14 protein-coding genes are annotated in these 15,863 nt (G+C 66.2%); 6 read left to right on the top strand and 8 right to left on the bottom strand.

Going from position 1 to position 15,863, the window contains the following annotated elements:
* Window positions 1-25 precede the first annotated feature (25 nt).
* Genes AC5RUM_RS09805 through AC5RUM_RS09795 form a run of 3 tightly spaced genes read left to right on the top strand, consistent with a single transcriptional unit; the run spans window position 26 to window position 2,956 of the window.
* On the top strand, window positions 26-1,180 hold the full coding sequence (locus AC5RUM_RS09805; RefSeq protein WP_494034736.1) for an ABC transporter substrate-binding protein: 1,155 nt from the start codon (window positions 26-28) through the stop codon (window positions 1,178-1,180).
* 47 nt (window positions 1,181-1,227) lie between these two features.
* A complete protein-coding gene (locus tag AC5RUM_RS09800) occupies window positions 1,228-1,953 on the top strand; it encodes an ABC transporter ATP-binding protein (RefSeq protein ID WP_494034735.1) in 726 nt (241 codons plus the stop codon).
* On the top strand, window positions 1,943-2,956 hold the full coding sequence (locus AC5RUM_RS09795; protein WP_494034734.1) for an ABC transporter permease: 1,014 nt from the start codon (window positions 1,943-1,945) through the stop codon (window positions 2,954-2,956). Before AC5RUM_RS09800 ends, AC5RUM_RS09795 begins: the two co-directional genes overlap by 11 nt.
* Window positions 2,957-3,026: 70 nt before the next feature.
* On the opposite strand, the gene AC5RUM_RS09790 is transcribed toward AC5RUM_RS09795, so the two are convergent.
* The gene (locus AC5RUM_RS09790; protein WP_494034733.1) at window positions 3,027-4,949 is read right to left on the bottom strand and encodes an Rv1352/Rv1906c domain-containing protein; all 1,923 of its coding nucleotides are present in this window, start codon (window positions 4,947-4,949) and stop codon (window positions 3,027-3,029) included.
* Between the two features lie 419 nt (window positions 4,950-5,368).
* Between AC5RUM_RS09790 and cobA the strand changes: the two genes are divergently transcribed.
* Together cobA and AC5RUM_RS09780 are read left to right on the top strand one after the other, a co-directional pair.
* The gene (cobA, locus tag AC5RUM_RS09785) at window positions 5,369-6,655 is read left to right on the top strand and encodes a uroporphyrinogen-III C-methyltransferase (protein ID WP_494034732.1); all 1,287 of its coding nucleotides are present in this window, start codon (window positions 5,369-5,371) and stop codon (window positions 6,653-6,655) included.
* 36 nt (window positions 6,656-6,691) lie between these two features.
* On the top strand, window positions 6,692-8,158 hold the full coding sequence (locus tag AC5RUM_RS09780) for an FAD-dependent oxidoreductase (RefSeq protein ID WP_494034731.1): 1,467 nt from the start codon (window positions 6,692-6,694) through the stop codon (window positions 8,156-8,158).
* Between the two features lie 120 nt (window positions 8,159-8,278).
* On the opposite strand, the gene AC5RUM_RS09775 is transcribed toward AC5RUM_RS09780, so the two are convergent.
* The 3 genes from AC5RUM_RS09775 to AC5RUM_RS09765 all read right to left on the bottom strand — a co-directional run bounded on the left by AC5RUM_RS09775 (window position 8,279) and on the right by AC5RUM_RS09765 (window position 10,910).
* Window positions 8,279-9,685, bottom strand: coding sequence for an SRPBCC family protein (locus tag AC5RUM_RS09775; protein WP_494034730.1), 1,407 nt, complete (start codon window positions 9,683-9,685; stop codon window positions 8,279-8,281).
* Between the two features lie 99 nt (window positions 9,686-9,784).
* Complete coding sequence (locus tag AC5RUM_RS09770; protein ID WP_494034729.1) at window positions 9,785-10,612, bottom strand: DUF1206 domain-containing protein; 828 nt, start codon at window positions 10,610-10,612, stop codon at window positions 9,785-9,787.
* Between the two features lie 7 nt (window positions 10,613-10,619).
* Complete coding sequence (locus AC5RUM_RS09765; RefSeq protein ID WP_494034728.1) at window positions 10,620-10,910, bottom strand: hypothetical protein; 291 nt, start codon at window positions 10,908-10,910, stop codon at window positions 10,620-10,622.
* A gap of 170 nt (window positions 10,911-11,080) precedes the next feature.
* Here AC5RUM_RS09765 and AC5RUM_RS09760 point away from each other — a divergent pair, with 170 nt between their 5' ends.
* On the top strand, window positions 11,081-11,620 hold the full coding sequence (locus AC5RUM_RS09760; RefSeq protein WP_494034727.1) for a hypothetical protein: 540 nt from the start codon (window positions 11,081-11,083) through the stop codon (window positions 11,618-11,620).
* A gap of 133 nt (window positions 11,621-11,753) precedes the next feature.
* Here the strand turns inward: AC5RUM_RS09760 and AC5RUM_RS09755 are convergent, their stop codons facing one another.
* The 4 genes from AC5RUM_RS09755 to AC5RUM_RS09740 all read right to left on the bottom strand — a co-directional run bounded on the left by AC5RUM_RS09755 (window position 11,754) and on the right by AC5RUM_RS09740 (window position 15,787).
* The gene (locus AC5RUM_RS09755) at window positions 11,754-12,950 is read right to left on the bottom strand and encodes an AI-2E family transporter (protein WP_494034726.1); all 1,197 of its coding nucleotides are present in this window, start codon (window positions 12,948-12,950) and stop codon (window positions 11,754-11,756) included.
* A gap of 163 nt (window positions 12,951-13,113) precedes the next feature.
* Complete coding sequence (locus tag AC5RUM_RS09750; RefSeq protein WP_494034725.1) at window positions 13,114-13,689, bottom strand: hypothetical protein; 576 nt, start codon at window positions 13,687-13,689, stop codon at window positions 13,114-13,116.
* Between the two features lie 175 nt (window positions 13,690-13,864).
* Entirely contained in the window at window positions 13,865-14,545 is a 681-nt protein-coding gene (locus AC5RUM_RS09745; RefSeq protein ID WP_494034724.1) for a FadR/GntR family transcriptional regulator, read from the bottom strand.
* A 6-nt stretch (window positions 14,546-14,551) separates the two neighbouring features.
* Window positions 14,552-15,787 carry an MFS transporter gene (locus AC5RUM_RS09740; RefSeq protein WP_494034723.1) on the bottom strand — a complete coding sequence of 412 codons (1,236 nt, stop codon included), beginning with the start codon at window positions 15,785-15,787 and terminating at the stop codon, window positions 14,552-14,554.
* Window positions 15,788-15,863: the final 76 nt, after the last annotated feature.

Below are 15,863 nucleotides of genomic sequence, written 5' to 3'. Positions count from 1 at the left end.
TAACGACACTCCCTATGGTGAATCCATGACTAGTTCCAGGCCGGGCATGACCCGCATTGAGGCCGGCGACAGCCACGTGCCCAAGCGGAGGCGTGCCCTGGAGATCGCCCTGGCCCTTGGCTTGGTCCTGCTGATCATCGTGGGGGCTGTTGTGGCCTCCGCAGTGTCGCGGGATACCAACGCGTCTGCAGCACCTACAGCCCCCATTGGCCCCGCCGATGAGCTCAAGCTGGGCTATTTCGGCAACATCACGCATGCCCCGGCCCTGGTGGGCGTCAACGAAGGCTTCATTGCGAAGAGCCTGGGCAGCACCAAGCTGTCCACGCAGGTCTTCAACGCCGGCCCCGCCGCGGTGGAGGCACTGAACGCCGGGGCCATCGACGCGACCTACATCGGGCCGAATCCGGCCATCAACTCGTTCGTCAAGAGCAAGGGCGAGTCGATCAGCATCATCGCCGGCGCTGCCTCGGGCGGTGCCCAGCTTGTGGTCAAGCCCGGGATCAAGGACGCTGCGGATTTGAAGGGCAAGACCCTGGCGTCCCCGCAGCTGGGCGGCACACAGGATGTGGCGCTGCGCGCCTGGCTCGCCAAGCAGGGCTTCAAGACCACTCCCGACGGCGGCGGGGACGTCGCCATCAACCCGACCGAGAATGCCCAGACGCTGAAGCTGTTCCAGGACGGAAAGCTCGACGGCGCGTGGGTGCCGGAGCCGTGGGCGTCCCGTCTGGTGCTCCAGGCCGGGGCGAAGGTCCTGGTCGATGAGAAGGACCTGTGGGACGGATCCCAGACCGGCAAACCGGGCCAGTTCCCCACCACCGTCCTGATCGTGAACAAGAAGTTCGCCGCAGAGCACCCGCAGACGGTGGAAGCGCTGCTGAAGGGCCACGTCCAAGCCGTGCAGTGGCTCAACGACACCCCGGCCGCCGAAAAGGCCAGCAAGGTAAACGCCGCCCTCAAGAAGGACTCCGGCAAGGCGCTGCAGCAGAACGTCATCGACCGATCGCTGCAGAACATCGTGTTCACGGTGGACCCGCTGGCGGGCACCTATAAGAAGCTGCTGCAGGACGGCGTGGACGCCGGAACCACCAAGCAGACCGACCTCAACGGCATTTTCGACCTCCGTGCACTCAACACGGTGACCCAGACAAAGACTTCCGCAGCAGGGCTTGGCCAGGACTAGCCCCTGCTGAGGCAGCACACAACGCACCACGAACAAAGGACGGGACCATGCCAGTCGTACTGGAAAACCTGGGCAAGCGCTTCGGCGACGGCGCCCCGGTGCTGGACGACGTCAACGCCACCATCGGCAAAGGCGAATTCGTCGCCCTCCTCGGTGCGTCCGGCTGCGGCAAGTCGACCCTGCTGAACATCATGGCGGGACTGGAGGTCCCGACGTCGGGCGCTCTTGAGGTGCCCAGCGACGGTGCCGCCTTCATGTTCCAGGACTCCGCTCTTTTCCCTTGGCTGACGGCCAGGGAGAATGTTGAGCTCGCCCTGAAGCTGCGCGGCGTGGGCAAGGCCGACCGCCGTGCCAAGGCTGCCGAGCTGCTTGACCTCGTGCATCTGGCCGAGGCGGCGGACAAGCGCCCGCATGAGCTTTCCGGCGGCATGCGCCAGCGCGTGGCACTGGCGCGTTCGCTCGCGCAGGACCGGCAGCTGCTGCTGATGGACGAGCCGTTCGCGGCCCTTGACGCGATTACCCGTGACCTGCTCCATGACGAACTCGAGCGCATCTGGAAGGAAACGGGCCGCACCATCGTGTTCGTGACGCACAACGTCCGCGAGGCCGTCCGCCTCGGCCAGCGCGTGCTGCTGCTGTCCTCCCGGCCCGGCCGCGTCGTCCAGGAATGGAACGTCACCGAAGAACACCGTACCGACGCCGGTCTTGCCGGACAGCTGACCGGGGTCATCACCGCCCGGCTGCGAGAGGAGATCCGCCGCCATGCCAAGTAAGTTCCTGTCTGACCCCGCGCCGGATGCCGCCCCCGCCCTGCCGGTCGAGCCCGCTGAGGCGCCGCTGGGCGAGCCCGGCGAGACCCCGGCTTCGGGAACCGGGGAGTCCACCAAAATCCACGCCGCACTAACGCGGTCCTCCACCGGCTCGGCCGACCTGCGCGAACTCGAATCCGGGCTGGATTCCCTGCAGTCCGACGCTGCCCGCAAGGCCAGGATCGAATGGAGCCGTGTGCTGCTGCCGATCGCCGCCATCGTGGTGCTCGTGATCATCTGGCAGTTCTATGTTTCGCTCGGCCTCAAGCGCCGCGACCAGGTGCCGGGCCCGATGGATGTGCTCGAGCAGTTCGGCGCGCTGTGGGCTGAGGGATCGCTCGTGGAGGCTGTGTGGACGTCGTTGCAGCGAGGGCTTCTGGGCTTCCTGATCAGTGTTGTCATCGCCACGCCGATCGGCCTGCTGCTGGCCCAGGTGGCTCCGCTGCGCCGGGCGTTCGGCCCGCTGATCTCCGGACTGCAGGTCCTGCCGTCCGTGGCATGGGTCCCCGCGGCGATTATCTGGTTCGGCCTCACCGACGCCACGGTCTACTTCGTGGTGTTCATGGGCGCCATCCCGTCCATCATCAACGGCCTGATCTCGGGCGTGGACCAGATTCCGCCGCAGTACCGCAGGGTCGGCACGGTGCTCGGTGCCTCACGGCTGGAGATGGCCGTGCAGATCATTCTCCCTGCGGCCCTTCCCGGCTACCTGAGTGGCCTGAAGCAGGGCTGGGCGTTCTCCTGGCGCTCACTCATGGCCGCGGAAATCATCGCCGTGGGCGGCACCATCGGCTTCGGACTTGGCTCCATGCTGAACCAGGGCCGCGACCTCGCCGACATGACCATCGTGATGTCCGCGATCCTGCTGATTCTCGCAGTGGGCATCCTCATCGAGCTGCTCGTCTTCGGCCCCATTGAAAAGCGCCTCCTCCGCCGCCGCGGCCTCCTGGCCGGCAGCACCCGCTAAGCACCCCCAACAGACCCAAAGAAAGCCCGACGGCGATAATCGCCGTCGGGCTTTCTGCTGTCCGGAGTGGTCAGCCGCGCGTTAACGTGCCGCAGCCGTCGACTTCAATGCCCTTAGCCCAGGAAGGGATGGTCACTATGGTTCTTGCCGAACCGAAGTAGTTGTCATAGATGTCGTCGAAGCTTCCGCTGAAGCCGCTGAGGGTTGCCCAGTAGCAGGAAGTTCCGGTGCCGTAGCCGTAATAGGTCCCCGGCAGAATGTCGATCCCAACTCGGTAGGTGCCGTCAGCGGTGATGCGTGTGGCTTTGGCTCCCGTTGAAGGGACGGTCGTCCAAGAGCCGCACCCGCTGGTCATGAATCCGACGTCGCCAGGAAAGATCTGAACATAGGTGCGCGCGGCACCAAAATAGTTTGCGTTGATGTCATCGAAGCCTCCTGAAAAGCCGCTGAGACGCTCCCAGTAGCACCCGCTGCCTGTGCCGGTCGCCTTGTACAGCCCCGGTTTGATATGGGTTCCCACTTTGTAAGTGCCGTCGCCGCGGAGCACGGTCACTGCCCACACGGGGAGTTTGACGGCGGGGCTGCCGAGTGCCCGGGTATCGTAGTTCACCCTGCTGACCCAGACCCGCACCGCGATGGACTTTCCGTTGTCTGCTGCAGCGACACGGTAGGTCTTGTACCGCGCCCCCGTGATTGCACTACCGTTGCGGTACCACTGGTATCCGTACGCGGTTGGTGCCGGCGAATACGTACCGGGGTTGGCTGTGAGCGTTGCTCCAAGCCACTGGCCGCCGGTAATCCTCGGCGACGAAGTCGCGGTGAACACGGCCTTTCCCACGGTAACGAGTTTGGTGGCCGCCGCGCGCGTAAGATAACCCGCTTTGGAGACCGTGACCTTCACGTTCACCCGTGACCCGATGAATCCAGGATTGAGATAGAGGTAAGAGCCGGTTGCACCCTTGATCGCCACGCCATTGCGGTACCACTGGTACTTGAGGGAAACGCCGGGCGTCCACCCTTGGGAAATGCGCAGCGTCTGACCGTAGCGGTGAACACCGGTCACCAGCAGGGACTTGGTGGCCACGATGGTTCCGGAGTAGATCATGCGTGCCGCCGAGTAGCGGTCCAGGCTTGTGAACCCCGCTTTGCTTGCCCGGACTCTTACCTTGATCGTCTTTCCATAGTCCGCCGCTGTGGTGGCGTAGGTTCGACCGACCGCTCCCGTGATGGCCGCCGTGCCGCGGTACCACTGATAGGACAGGGTTGCGCCTGTGGGCGCCCACGTTCCTGCATTCGCCGTCTGTAGCTGGCCCACGCGGGCCGTTCCGCTGACGGTAGGTACCGGTGCGGTTACAAAGGTCGCGATGACCCCGGTGACCTGAGCGGAGGCCAGTTCCACAGACGAGAAGCCTGGCGCGGACAGCGTCACTTTGCCCCACAGCTTCTGTCCAACATCGGCGGCGGTAACTGTGTAGCGGGAGGCAGTTGCCGATGGGATGGCAACGGCTCCGCGGAACCACTGGTAGGTGAGCGTGCCATGGCTGGCGGAGTTATCCCACTGGGGAACGCTCAACGATAGTTCCTGGCCCACGGCCGGCCTGCCCGTCACGGGGTTGCTCCACGCAACCCCGGTGAAGGCGGCCGGGCGCACCGTCACCGGAAGGGCTGAAACTTCGGTTCCGGGAGTCTGAGCGTCTGGCGAAGCCACCACGGTGAGTTGAATGCTCTTTCCGGCCATGGCCGGAAGGATCTGCAGGACATCAGCCTCGCCAATCGCATGACCGGCAGTCTGGATGGGAACGCCGTCGATGATCCAGCTGTACTTGATCCAGCCGGCTCCGGTCCACTGTCCGCCTGTGGAGGACAGGGAGCCGCCGACGACGGGATCCCCTTCAACCGCAGGAAGGCCGATGTTTACAGGAGCGGCCGGCGTCTCCTCGGCCGGTGCCTCCTCCGTAGGCGCCACCTCAGTTGGCGTCACTTCGGTGGGCATAGTTTCCGTCGGCGTAGCCTCGACTGGAGGCTGTTCTTCCGCGGGCGGATCTACCGGAGCCGGTGCTGGCTCCGTGACAGTGCCGGTTTCCATCGGCAGCGCCTGTGCTGCCGGAGCCATAAAAAGGCCAGCAAGCAAAGCAATGCTGCCGGCTGTGGCAATGCACCTGGTGACAAGACCAGGGCACGTCCGAGTACGGACGTTTTCGTGCAGAGACAACGAGTCCCCTTCCCCCATGTTGAGACTGATCGGAGATCCCGATCGCAGTTATTCTAGGTCTTGGCACAGACATTCTTCGTCCCGCATGCACGCGCTGGGTTGATCCTTGGGAGAAACTAATGTGACGCTGCGTTACCTTGCGTGAACTGGTGTTTCCGTTGCCGTTGTTGGGGAATGTGACGCGGCCCTACCGTTGATTCATGGCAATTCAGGACATCTACCCAACGGCACTGCGCCTGCTCGGCCGACCCGTGCTCGTGGTGGGCGGAGGGCCTGTGGCCACGCGCCGCGCGAAGGGCCTGCTCGACGCCGGTGCCCGCGTTACCGTGGTGGCCCCCGTTGCCTCCGACCCGCTCCGTGAACTCGCCGACGCCGGCCTGCTCATCTGGGAGCCGCGCGCTTACCGCTCCGAGGATGTCGACGGCGTCTGGTTCGTTCAGACAGCCACCGGCGATTCCGCTGTGGACGCCCAGGTATCGGCCGACGCCGAAGCGCAGCGCATCTGGTGCGTCAACGCCTCCGACCATGAAGCGTCCGCCGCCTGGACGCCGGCTGTGGCCGTGGTTGACGACGTCAAGATCGCCGTGAACGCCGGGGGAGACCCGCGCCGTGCGATGGCCCTGCGCGACGCCGTCGCCACCGCCCTCGAATCCGGCGACCTGCCGCTCCGCCGCCGCCGTATTTCGAAGGACGGCGCCACCGCGGGTTCCGTGGCCCTCGTGGGAGGCGGCCCGGGCGACACCGGCCTCATCACCGTCCGCGGCCGCCGGCTCCTTGGTCAGGCCGACGTCGTGGTGGCAGACCGCCTCGGCCCGCGTGAGCTGCTCAACGAACTGGCCCCTGACGTCCGCGTCATCGAGGTGGGCAAGACCCCCGGCCACCACCCCGTTCCGCAGGCCGAGATCAACCGGATCCTCGTCGACGAAGCCCTGAAAGGCCACCGCGTTGTACGCCTCAAGGGCGGCGACCCCTATGTCCTGGGCCGCGGCGGCGAGGAAGCAGAATTCTGCCGCCGGCACGGCGTCGAGGTTGAAGTGGTCTCCGGCGTGACATCGGCCATCTCCGTACCCGCAGCCGCCGGCATCCCCGTGACACACCGCGGCCTGGCCAAGGGCTTCAGCGTGGTCACCGGGCACGAGGAACTGTCAGAGGTCCCGGCCCGCCCCGACCACACCGTGGTGCTCCTGATGGGCGTCGGCCAGCTGCGTGAATCGGCCTCCGCTCTCGGCAAAGCCGGCCTGCCCGGGGACACCCCGGTTGGTATCGTGGAGAACGGCTACCTGCCGAACCAGCGCGTGACGATTGGCACACTCGCAACCATCGCCGACCAAGCCGAGGCCACCGGCGTCGCGAACCCTGCCGTGATCGTCATTGGTGACGTTGTCCGCGTGAGCCCTTTCGCGCCGTCGCACTTCAAGACCGCTGACTACAGCACCACGAGCCCCAACAAGCCCCGTACAAGCACCACCCGCGTTCTCACCCCCTAGCCCCCCGAGTCGGGACCGAAGAAAAGGAACACAGCCGTGTCAACCAGCACCACCGTAGGAACCGCTGCCCGCCCGTTGCGTGTGGCCGTCATCGGCTCCGGCCCGGCCGGCGTCTACGCCGCGGACATCCTCACCAAGAGCGAGGCCGTCAAGAGCGGCGAGCTGACCGTGAGCATCGACCTCTTTGACCGCTACCCTGCGCCCTACGGCCTGATCCGCTACGGCGTTGCCCCGGACCACCCGCGCATCAAGGGCATCGTCAACGCGCTGCACAAGGTGCTGGACCGCGGAGACATCAGGTTCTTCGGCAACGTGGACTACGGTACGGACCTTTCCATCGAGGACCTCCGCAAGCACTACGACGCCGTCATCTTCGCCACCGGCGCCATCAAGGACGCGGACCTGAACATCCCGGGCATCGAACTCGAGGGCTCCTACGGCGGCGCCGACTTCGTCTCCTGGTACGACGGCCACCCGGACGTTCCCCGCGAATGGCCGCTGGAGGCCAAGGAAATCGCCGTGATCGGCAACGGCAACGTCGCACTGGACGTGGCCCGCGTCCTGTCCAAGCACGCCGACGACCTCCTGGTCTCCGAGATTCCGGACAACGTCTACGCCGGCCTGAAGGCATCGCCCGTCACGGACGTCCACGTCTTCGGCCGCCGCGGCCCGGCCCAGGTGAAGTTCACCCCGCTGGAGCTGCGCGAGCTGTCCCACTCCAAGGACGTGGACATCATCCTGTACCCGGAGGACTTCGAGTTCGACGAAGAGTCCGACCGCCAGGTCCAGACCAACAACCAGACCAAGACCATGGTCGGCACGCTCACCAACTGGATCGCCGAGCAGCCCGAGGACGTCTCCGAGCTCAAGGCCTCCCGCCGCCTGCACCTGCACTTCCTGCACAGCCCCGTGGAGATTTACGACGACGCCGCGAACCCCGGGCGCGTCAGCGGCATTAAGTTCGAACGCACCGAACTGGACGGCACGGGCAACGCCCGCGGCACCGGCGAATACATCGACTACCCGGTACAGGCCGTGTACCGCGCGATCGGCTACTTTGGTTCGGCCCTGCCCGAGATCGAGTTCGACCACAAGAAGGGCGTCATCCCGAACGACGGGGGCCGTGTCCTGGACGCGTCCGGCGAGCACGTGCCGGGCATCTACGCCACCGGCTGGATCAAGCGCGGCCCCGTCGGCCTCATCGGCCACACCAAGGGCGACGCCCTCGAAACCGTGACGTACCTGCTGGAAGACCGCGAGAACCTCCCGGTTGCCGAGGCACCCGCCGCCAGCGCCGTCGTCGACCTGCTGGAAAGCCGCGGCGTGGAGTACACCAGCTGGGAAGGCTGGCTGGCCCTGGACGCGCACGAGCTCGCCTTGGGCGCCGAAGCCACCGCGGCCGGCGGCTCGCACGGTGTTGAGGTCAAGCGTGAGCGCATCAAGGTTGTGCCGCGTGAGGACATGGTAGCCATCTCCCGCGACGGAGTGGCCGCCAGCGTCTGACCCGGTTCCCCTTTACGGCGCGAACTGGCAGCTAATGACCGCAAACTTCGGTTTTGACGTCATCTGCTGCCAGTTCGCGCTGTGCTTTAACGCTGGTGCTGTAGTTTCAACCCGGCGGGACTAACTCCCCGCGCCGCCCGCGGCCATGAGTTCGAGCCGCTTCAGGGTTTCACGGTTGCGGACGGAGATGAGCGCGTCCCTCAGGGCTTTGGGAACCGCCAGGCCGGGGCCGCGGATGGCGTCTTCGGCGATCGTGACCCGGCACTGCGTGCCCAGGTCCTCGAGCGTGATCACCACCTTGGCCTCGCCCATGGGCCAGCCGCGGGCGGTCAGTTCCAGCGATTTGCCCGGCTCAACGGCAGCGACCCTGGTGCTGTCATCGATCACCAGCGGCCACGCGCCCACGGAATGGTAGAGCCGTGAGCCGAGCTCGGGCCACTTGGCGTCCACCGCGCGGATCCTCGAGGCCCCGACAACCCAGCCGGAGTAGAGCCAGCCATCCGCGATCACCTTCCAGACGTCTGCTGCGGGGGAGTTGTAGACCTGGGTTATCGTGGCCATCGGTTTCCTCTCATGCGGGGCCGGGTGCTGCGGAATGGAATTCTGGTCAGCCCGCCGCCGGCCGGAACGGCGTGTTGTAAGAAGCCGGGGTGTGAGAACCCTGGGCCTGAACACGCCAGCCGTCAGACTCTGCACCGCAGGAAGGCCCGGCGCCGGACCACGTGCCGTGCGGTACGAATTTTCCCGGAGGCGCCGCGTCCAGGCGTAGGTGCGGGCACCCGGCAGCGGGTGTTGGAGCGGGTCGAAGCGGGCGGAGGTGTCGTCCTGGTCGGGATCGGCCCTTAGCCGCAGGGTTCCGGCGTTGACCCAGGGGCCGGCGGGCGTGGCGTAGGACAGGGCGAGTACCCAGTCATCTTCGGCCAAGGCCGTTCTGAAGTCGCCGCCGGTTTCGGCCCGGCCGGTGGCCCGCGGCGGCAGCGAAAGCGTCCGCAGCCCCAGCAGCACCGGCCCGTCCGCGCCCCGGTATGGCATCAGCGTCGTGAACCGGGCGGCGCCGACATCCAGCCTGGGAAGCAGCAGGAACCGCGCCGGAAATCCCCAGCCGGTGGTCGCGAAGAGGAGGTCCGCCGTGCCGGGAGCACCGGGGCCGGTGGCGCGGGTGCGGGAACCGGTGCCGCCAATGCGCAGGGCGAGCCCCAGGATGTCGGGGAGTGCATCCGGGAGCCCTACCGAGCGGGAGAACCGGGCCTGCACCTGATCGGTACCGGGTGCGTCAAGCCAGCTGATGCCGCTCCGCCCGCCGGGCAAGCCGCCCTGCCGGCCATGCCGGGTCAGCTCGCCAATGAGGCTGATGCCCCGCGGATGAATCGGCCGGACCGGGCGGATGGTCTTGATGGCCTTGAAGATTGCGGCGAAACCCCGCCCTGCCAGCCCGCTTGCCCGGCCCGCCAGTCCAGCCGCCGGCCCGGCTCCGCTGCCGTCCAACCCAACTGCCAGTCCCACGGCTTCACGCGATTCCTGCGTCATGAGCCCTCCTCGTTGCTTCACGTCATGCGGGCTGCGGATATCGCCCGAGTGGTTTCGCCCGCCGCTTCCACCGGGTTGCCCCGCACGCTGCCATGCGGGTCACATCCTGCCAAACTTTGACCTGACCAGGGCGAAAACGCCGTAGCAAATAAAGCCGGCGCCGATCGCGAGCAGCAGATAGGGCCCATAGGGGTGGTCGAGCAGGGCTTTGAGGCTGCCGTCCAGCCCGGTGGATTCGTCCGGGCTGTGCTTGGCGGCGGCGATGACGAAGAGCAGGCCGGCAAGGATTAGCGCGATTCCCTTGGCCACGTGGCCCGTGACGCCCAGGGAATCAATCAGCTTCCCCCTCCGCGTGCCCTCGAACTGGAAGAGTTCCTCCTTGAACCCCCGCCGGACGCCTTTCACGATGAAGTAGACCCCGACGCCCACGATCGTGAGGCCGAGCGCGCTCAGAACCACCGTGCCGAACGGCGAGGTCAGGAGTGCGGCGCTGATGTCCTTCGTTGACTCGCCCGAATCGCTGCGCAGGCCCACTGCAAAGCCGCCGAAGCTCAGGCCTACGCTGCCATAGGCGATGGCCAAAAAGCCCGAAGAAATGTGTTTGCCGATTCTCTCCTTCGTCGGCAAATGGCGGGCACGCAGCGTCGCCTCACTCAACTGCCAGAGCGCGAGGCCAAGGCAGGCGATCATGCCCGCCCACATCAGGGCGGGTCCCCATGGATTGGCAGCCAGTTGCTCGATTGCCCCGGTGGCCTCGGCCTGGCCAGGCTCGCCCAGTGCCAGCGCGATGGCGATGGCGCCGACCACGATGTGGAGCAGCGCAATCACGGCAAACCCCGACCGCGCGACGACGTCCAGCGCCTTGATGTTCGACGCCGCCTCCGCGGCGTCGAACGCTTCGCCTATCGGGCTCGCCTTGTCCGTCATGGCTTCGTCAGCCGTTCATGGGTCCTTCGGCGTGGACCCTCTCGGCTCCTTCGCCCGTGAGTTTCACCGTGCAGCGGACCACGAGTGTGTCGGGCGCAGTGTCGAGCTCCACCAGTGTGTCGCCGGCCCTGAGTACGGCGAACCCCTCCGACCCGGGCTCGACGCCAAAGCCCCTGGACGCTGCGGCCTGTCGGGCATTTTCCAGCGCTTCGCGCCGGAGTTGGTCCACATAGCTCTGGTCGTCCTCGCGGGCGGAGTCGCCAAAGGCCCAGCCGAACAAGGTTCCTGTTGCTTCCATGGCGATGATTTTACGCTCAAGGGATGCGCTGTTACGGGCTTCCGTAACATTAGTAAGTGTGCTTACCATATGTCCACCATGACTTTGGTGTGGCTGCTGCCGGCGGGCAACCCCGACGGCGGCGTGGAAGCCATCGTTCCCGATCCGTCCTCTACGTTAGGAAGCACATCATGGCAGGAAATCTACTGGCACGCTCCATTCACGACCTGACGGCGGCTGCCTGGTTCGGCGGTGCGCTGATGGGGGCCATCGGCCTGAACGGAGCCGCCGCAGAAGCGAAGGACCCCGCGGAACGCACCAGGCTCTCAAGCCTGGGGTGGATGAAGTGGGCGCCCATCCAGACGGCGGCCTTCGCCACACACCTCGTGGCTGACCTGGCCATCGCCTGGGAGAACAGGGAGCGCATCGCCAAGCAGGACGGCGTGGGTACTGACACCCTCTACAAAACAGCCGCGACCCTGGCGGGCGCCGCCGTGACGCTGTATGCCGGGATTCTGGGCAAGAAGGTCGAGAAACTGGCGGACGAGGGTGCGGAAGGCGCCACGGAGCCGCGACCCGGCGCGTCGGACAAGCTGCAGGCCGCGCAGAAGCAGCTGAAGGCGCTGCAGTGGGCTATCCCCGCATTTGCGGCCTGGGTCATCGTGCTCGGCGCGAAGCATGGCGAGATGCAGCGGCCCAAGAATGTCTTCATGGGACTCCGCGACCGCTGACGCAGGCGGTCAGCGCCAAACGGTGGCTGGCTGAGGAGGCAAAGGACGACGGCCGGATCCCGTATGAGGGGACCCGGCCGTCGTCGTGTACCCAGAGTCGTGCGCCCAGAGTCCTGCGCACAGGTCGAGGACGTTACACCGGCTGGCTGTTCGCCGGCGGAAGGTTGGGGTTCATCGGTTCAAGGTTTGGATCCTCGGCCGTCCACACCTGGATCACGGCCCAGACGACAGCCGCGATCGGTACCGACAGCACAGCGCCGATGATGCCTGCGAGGATGGTGCCGGCGGTCAAGGCCATCAGGATGACAAGGGCATGGAGCTGGACGGCCTTGCCCATGACGATCGGCTGCAGCAGGTCACCTTCCAGCTGGTTCACGGCAATGACCACCGCCACCACGATCAGGGCGACCACCGGACCATTGGCCACAAGGGCCACGAGTGCGGCAAGGACTCCCGCCACTGTCGCCCCCACCAGGGGGATGAACGCGCCCATGAAGACAATGATGGCCAGCGGGATGGCCAGCGGCACCTGCAGGATCAACAGGGCGGCGCCGATCGCCACTGTGTCCACCAGTGCCACGATGGCCGTCCCGCGGACGTAGCCGCCGAGTACTTCCAGGGTGCGACTACCCACCCGGCGGAGCTTGGCTTCGCGCTGGCCGCTGAAGGGCCGAAGGAAGAAGTTCCAGATCTGGGACCCGTCCTTGAGGAAGAAGAACAGGATCACCACCATGAGGATGGCGCCGGCGAGGAACTCGGTGACCACCGACAGTCCGGAAAGTGCGCCCGAGCGGACCTGGCTGCTGGAGGCGAACTGGATGATGCCGTCCCTGGCCTGGTTCAGCTGTTCACGATCCAGCGGGAAGGGGCCGGTGAGGAGGAACTTTTCCAGTTCGTCGAGGCCGGAGGCGGCCTGCTGCACCAGGTCGTTCCACTGGCTGCGTACCGATAGGACAATCACCGTGGTGACGCCGGCCAGCAGCGCCAGCAGTGCCACAAAGGCTATGCCCGTGGCTGCGGCACCGGGAACGCCCCTGCGCCGGAGCATGTTCACGAACGGACCGATGGCTGCGGCGAGGATCATTGCGATCAGGACCGGAATGACGAGCAGCCTGATCTGCAGCAGCGCATACACGGACACGCTGGCGACGGCGAGGATCAGCAGTATTTGCGCGGACCGGGTGGCCACCCGGCCCAGGCTGTCGGTCCACAGTTCGCGGGGCTGCTTCGATGCGGCAGGGGTCTTGTTGGCCGGCCGGGCTGCGTCCTTACCGGCGGGATTATGGTCGCGAGGTAATTCTTGCTCGGACAGTTGTGCTGCGCGGGCCATGGGAACTCCTAGTACTCAGCGGGCAGTGGACAGCGTCTGGCTCCCCAATCAGATAGTAAGCCTACTGATGTAAAGGATGGCGGTGAAACCCGCACGCGCTGGGCAACGCTCGGGGCAGCCCGGTGAGCAAGGCCCGCTGTGCAGAAGTAACCCGCGGGGAACGTCAGAGTTCCGCGTTAACGAAGCCGATCACGATGGCCGCCCACCAGCACGTCTGCGAGATGCCCAGGCACAGAAGCATGTGGATGCGTTGGCCCAGGGGCAGGGCCGCAAAGGTCGTCGTGGGCGGCATGACAACGAGGCGGCGCATGAGCGGAATCAGCATGATGCCGTTCAGCATCAGCACCAGCACGGCCGCCAGCTTCACCAGCGTCCAGGGATTGCTGACGTCGGGGCTCAGCAAAGCGCCGGTTAACAGGAGTATGGCAGTGCCCGACCAGATCAGGGGACCGGCGGCGCCGTCGAGGCGGATCGTCTCGGCAAGTTCGCGCCTCCCGATCAGCCACAGGAAACCGTGCCAATCCACCAGCAGGATGGCGCCGAACGCCAGCACCATGGCGAGGATGTGGACGGTGAGGCTCATGACGCGGGCCGATCCCTCGACCGTTACGGACAACCCCGCGGCGACGGCGAGCACCCACGCCGCCGCGGCGATGACGCAGAGAATCCCGACCAGACGGCGGGACGATTTGTGGGCTTCCCGCGGGATCTTGCGGCCCGCGGCTGCACTGTATGTCATGGTCTACCTCCAACTGCCTGAAAGGACCGTTGCTCATGGGTGGCGGGTGCTGCCGCGAGGTAAACCGCTAAATCGAGGATCGAACCGGGACCTTGGAAAAACCTTGGAAAAACCCTGTGAGAGGGGCTTTCACCCCCTCCGATTGGTCCCCCTGAGTGAGGGGTAACAGCCGCTGTTACTCCCTTAGCCATTCGGCACAGGAGTTGAGGTTGCGGTTGACGCTCGCCACCGCCGCCTCAACATCGTGTGCCTCAATCGCATCGACGAGTGTTTCGTGGCCCTCGCGCGGCACTCCCTGGAATCCGGGGCGCCCGTGCTGCTTCAGCAGGTCGTCATGGAAGACTTCACCGAAGCTGGTGTACAACTCGTGCAGCAGCGGGTTCGCGGAGGCCTGTGCCACGCGCACGTGGAAGCCCCAGTCGGCGCGTGCCCAGGCTGCGTAGTCCGCCGTGTTCCAGGAGGCTTCGCGTTCGGCGAGCAGCGCGCGCAGGGCGGCGACGTCGTCGGCCGTTGCGTTGCGGGCGGCGAGGCGGGCCGCCTGGGTGTCCAGTCCGACCCTAACCTCGAGGATGTGCTCCTCGGTGTGGTCCTGGTACATGCGGCGGGCAGCGCCGGAAATCTCGCTCGTGGCGCGGACGTATGTGCCGTCACCGCGGCGGACCTCCAGCATGCCGCTGTGGGCGAGGGCCTTAATCGCCTCGCGGAGCGTTCCGCGGGACACGCCAAGGCCGGCCATCAGCTCTGTTTCGGAGGGGATCCGCTGCTGCAGCGGCCACTCGCCGGAGTGGACCATGGCCCGGAGTTTGGCGGTGACTTCGTCGGCCAGCGGCTGGCGGTGCGAGGTGCTTAGCGTCATGGCGTCCTAGCCTTTCGTCTTGGCGGTGCTCTTGGCAGTGCTGTTGGCGGTGAGGTGGTGGGCCACAACTATCTGCGCCACGGCGATGGCCAGCAGCAACGCCAGCGGCAGCGTCCAGCCTCCGGTTGCACTGTGCAGCAGACCCATTCCGAACGGACCCACGGTGGCCAGGAGATAGCCGGTGGACTGGGCGAGAGTGGAGAGCGCGGTGGTCTCGGCGGTGTCCTGGCCGCTGCGGCTGATCATCACCATAACCAGCGGAAAGATGCCAAGCCCAAATCCGAGCAGCACAGCCGGGACGGCCGCGAGGGATACCGGCAAGATAAGGAGCGCGGCGATCCCGATGAGCATCGTGAGGCTGACCAGGTAAAAGGCCGGGCGCAGCATGCGTGGCCTGGAGCCAATGGCGATCAGCACCATGCCGGCCGGAACCGAAACCAGCTGCATGAGCCCGAACATCAGGCCGCTGTCCGCGGCACTGAGCCCCATGGTGGTGAGCATGTACGGGAACCAGCTCAGCAGCGCGTAGGCGAGCAGGGCCTGCAGTGTGAAGATTGCCGTCAGCAGCGCTCCCTTGCGGGTCCGCAGCAGCGGCCACGGCGATACAGGCGCTGACGTCCCGCGAACGCTGTGGCGGTGGGCGTGCAGCGCCACCGGCAGGAACCCCAGGAAGGCGGTCACGGCGAGAATGCCGATCGCGCCCACGCCCGCGGACGGCGAGCCAAGCAGCTGGGCCACGGGCACCACGGCCACGGCCGTGACGGTGGCCCCGGTGGTCATGGTCACGGTGTAGAGGCCGGTCATGAGGGATGTGCGGTGGGCGAAATGCTCGCGAATGAATGACGGCATGGCCACGTTGCAGACGGCCAAGCCGGACATTCCCAGCACCGTTCCGGCCAGCAGCATGCCGGTCGAGGGGATGCCGCGGAGCATCAGCCCGCCGGCCAGCATCGCGAGGCTCAGAAGGATGGACTTCTCGACGCCCAGCCGCCCTGTGAGCCACGACGTCGCCGCCCCCGCCACCGCGAAACACAGCGTGGGAATGGACGGGATCACCGACGCCACCAGAGGGCCGTAGCCCAGCACCAGTTGAAGATCGTGAAGGAGCGCCGAGGCACCGGTGATGCCCGCCCGGAGGTTCAGTCCAATCAGCACCAGCGCAATAACGCTGGCGACGACGGCGGCGCGGGCCTTGGGCGGGCGGGCAGCGGTCGAGGCGGGAGCTGAAGAAACGGAGGTCATTCCTTAAGGTTAGACGTTAGACGTTTGATGTCTAGGGTTTTGTGGCAAAGCTCTCGCGGCTCCCGGGCACGAGGAA

The organism is Arthrobacter sp. B2060 (genome assembly GCF_059090445.1).
Note: the sequence above shows the minus strand (reverse complement) of the source record. Positions and strands in the feature narration are given on the sequence as shown.